Here is a 3595-nt window from a genome sequence, read left to right as displayed (position 1 = left end):
GTTGGTTACGCCGTAGACGGTCTCGGGTCTGAGCGTTGCCGCGGGCAAATAAACCTTCTCGCCGTTCTCCTCGAGGATGAACTTGATTATCACGTATTCGAGAATCTGGACGTCCTCACCCTCCATTATGTCGTGGTCGCCGAGGGGAGTTCCAACAACCGGGTCCCAGCGAACGCGGTGGGCGCCCTTAACGACCAGCCCCATGTCCTTGAGCGTCCAGAACTGCCACTCTATGAACTTGCTGAAGGGCGGGAAGAGTGAGGTAGTGTGGAACTCGCGCGTCCAGTCCACGCTAAAGCCGGCCCTTATGAAGGTCTCCTTCGCGGCCTTCATGAAGTACTTGACGATTTCCTTCGGGTCCTCGAACTTCCAGAGTATCTCTTCGGGAACCTTGTAGACGTCGCGGTAGATGTGTATGGTCTTCGGGTCGCGGTTCTTTATGCGCTCGGCGATTCCGACTATCGGAGCTCCCGTGATGTGCCACGCCATCGGAAACAGCACGTTGTAGCCCTGCATGCGCTTAAAGCGAGCTATCACATCTGGAATCGTGTAGGTTCTCGCGTGGCCGACGTGGAGGTGGCCTGAGAGGTACGGAAAGGCGACGGTTATGTAGAACTTCTTCTCCTTGGGCTTCGCGTTTCTGTCGGGTTCGAAAACCTTCTCCTCAAGCCAGCGCTTCTGCCACTTCTCCTCAATGGCCTTGAAGTCCACTTTCATGTCCAAAACCTCCTCAAGGTTTTTCCAAAAGAGCGGGAGTCAAGAATAGAGGGGTTATCGATGAAATCAGGCACCGATGTGATTCCAGCGGAGAAGACACTCCCCCCTCATCGGCATCGGTGCGAGTAACGGCTTTGGGTATTTAAGGTTTTTGGAAAAATTGGAGAAGAGAAGGAGGTTTACTCTTCCTTGGATTTTCTTTCTGGCTTATGAAGTGGCCACCAAGCCTTCTCGCCGAAGAGGCTCATCATGGCGGGTCCAAGGAAGTAGACTGCGAGGGTTGCCGTTATGAGGACTCCCGAGGCAAGGGCAAACCCTATCTCCCTCATTCCCCACATTGAGCTCGTCATGAGCGCTCCGTATGTCGTTGCCACAACCGCCGCGAGGCCTATGACGACTATGTCTATTGCCCCCGCCGCGGTTATAAGGGCCTCCCTGGATGGCTTCCTCTCGAACTCGTCCCTTGCCTTGACGAGGTAGAAGCTGTTGTAGTCGATGCCAACGCCCATGAGGACTATGAAGACCATCAGCGGCAGGAACCACATGATTTCCTGTCCGAAGACCTTCTGGAAGAGCCAAGTCGATACCGCTATGCTGAGCAGGACACCTGCTCCAATTGTCGCCATCGTCGAGATGACTGCCGGGATTCCCTTGAGTGCCGGGATGAGCGCTATGAACATCAGCACCAGCGCAACTGGCAGAATCCTGTGCCAGAATATGTTGTTGATGAGGTTGCTCAGGTCGAGGTCTAAAGCGGCTCCTCCTCCGACCATGCCCTTCGCTATCCTGCCGCTCTCCTCGAACTTCTTCATCAGGTTCCTAATCTGCTTGACCATCTCGTGTGCGGGCTTGCTCGTGGCCTGGTATTTGCTGACGACCTCTATGAGGACCATGTTGCCGGTCGTCGAGATGTACCTTCCGCCGCCTATGGTCTTGAGTTCTTCGAGGCTCGCGTTCACGGGCTTGCCGTAGGGCTGGGTCACGGTGTAGACGTATTTGACGCCATTGATTTTCTCAATGTCCCCCACAATCTCGTTAATCGTGGCTAAGTCCCTGTCGGTAACGTTGTGGTTGAACTTGATGAGAACGTATGTTGCGCCCATAACGTCCGCACCGAGCTTGCTCTGGCTGACCTCGAGGAAGTGGTAGGTCTCGCTGTCCTTTGGTAGGAACAGCTTGATGTCGTGGGTTCCGTTGAAGTTAACGAAGCTGTAGGCCGCTGGAACCACGAGGAGCAACGCGATGAGGAGCACTGCCTTTGCGTGCTTTACCGAGAAGCGGACTATCCTGCTCTCCCTCTTTATGCCCTTGTTCTTTATGTGCTTTATGTGCCTCGGCCACCAGAAGGCAGGCTTGTCTCCTATCAGGGCAGTTATTGCAGGTATCAGCGTCAGTGAGGCTATGAAGACTATGAACACCGCTATTGGTGCTATTATTCCCATGGCCTTGAATATCGGGAAGGCTCCGGCCAGAACGAAGGAGGCGAAGGCTATCATGTCAACGAGTGCACTCGCAAGGACGGCGTCCTTTGCCCTCTTCAGGGCTTCGCTTGCCGCTTTGTTGTGGTCGTAGCCCTCGATTACGTACTCCCTGAACCTGTAGAGGTAGTACGTTGAGTAATCAACACCCAGACCGAGGGCCGTTGTAATCGTGAGCATCTGCGCCCAGCTGCCCACGCTGACAACGTTTCCCTTTGCGAGCAGGTAGAGCACTCCGAGAGCTGTGAGTGTTGCCGTTGCGACACCCATGAACGGCAGGAGAGTCGCTAAAAGCGCCGCCCCGAGGATTATGAAGAGAACTATCAGCGCTCCGGTGAAGCTGAACCTCGTCGTCTTCGCGTCGTCCTCCTTACCGTAGTGTATCATCTCGTACGTCTGCACTGGTGTTCCGCTGATGTAGGCGACGGCGTTGGGGTAGTACTTTCTCATCTCCTCAAGGAGGATTTCCTTGGCCTTCAGGGTGTTCTCGTACTGGAACCTGCTCTGCTCCTCAAGGTTCGTCGTGTTGAGGCTCTTGGGAACCATCATTATGAGCATCGTCGTGTTGTCCAGGCTTTTCAGCATGCTTATGTAGTTCTTTGCGAGGCTGAATATCGAGGGATAAATCTGTTGCTCTATGGGTCTGACGTCGTTTCTGGTTATCTTGTTCGGGTCGCTCCTGAACTGGAAGGCTATGTTGACGAGTTGCGTTGCGTTGACCTTCAGCGGGACGCCGAGCTTAATCTCAGCTATGAACTTCTCAACGAGCTTCGCGGTTTTCTCCTTGACGAGGGCCTCAATCTGGGAATCGCTCATCGGGTAGTTCTTTGCAACGGTCAGCATTATCTCCTTGAGGGTCTCCTTAACGTCCTCCGGAGCGGTTACATTTGCGAGCTTCTCGTTCACGCCCTGCTCAAAGAGGGTGTAGGCTATCTCGTCCGGGCTCTTTCCGGCGTAAATCTCGTCTATTACCTTCCCCAGGTTTACGGGTGTTTTGCCAGCGAGTTCGGTGATTATCTCCTTGACGGCCTCCTTTATGCCTATTCCCTTTGCAAGCTCCTCCGGGTTCTTAACGACGACGTTTACTATGGTCTCCGCGACCTTTTCGTTGTGGAGCTTCTCGGCGGTCTTCTCGATGAGCAGCTCCTTCGCTATCGGCGCAACGTTTCCGCCAGAGTCGTAGACCTCACTTACAACGCTCTCCGGAAGCTCAACCCCGTGCTCCTTCATGAGCTCAGCGAGCAGTGAAACCGTGGCCTTCTCCAGCACCTCGGGGTCCTTCGCTAGAACGCCGGTTGCGTTGGCGTCGAAGGTAACGACCGTCTTCGCTATCGGCTTCGCCAACGGCTTCTGTTCTGCCGGAAGCTTCTCTGCCAGCGCCCCTGCGAGGAGGTTCTCCT

2 protein-coding genes are annotated in these 3595 nt (G+C 54.6%); both read right to left on the bottom strand.

What is annotated here, in order from left to right; translation table 11 throughout:
- On the bottom strand, positions 1 to 717 hold a 717-nt coding region (locus MVK46_RS01645; RefSeq protein WP_297534774.1), incomplete at its 3' end, for a class I tRNA ligase family protein.
- Positions 718 to 896: 179 nt separating this feature from the next.
- A partial coding sequence (locus MVK46_RS01640; RefSeq protein ID WP_297534773.1) for an MMPL family transporter occupies positions 897 to 3595 on the bottom strand: 2699 nt, incomplete at its 5' end.

It is taken from the genome of Thermococcus sp. (assembly GCF_027066465.1).
GTDB lineage: Archaea > Methanobacteriota_B > Thermococci > Thermococcales > Thermococcaceae > Thermococcus.
This window is presented reverse-complemented; position numbering and strand designations above follow the sequence as displayed.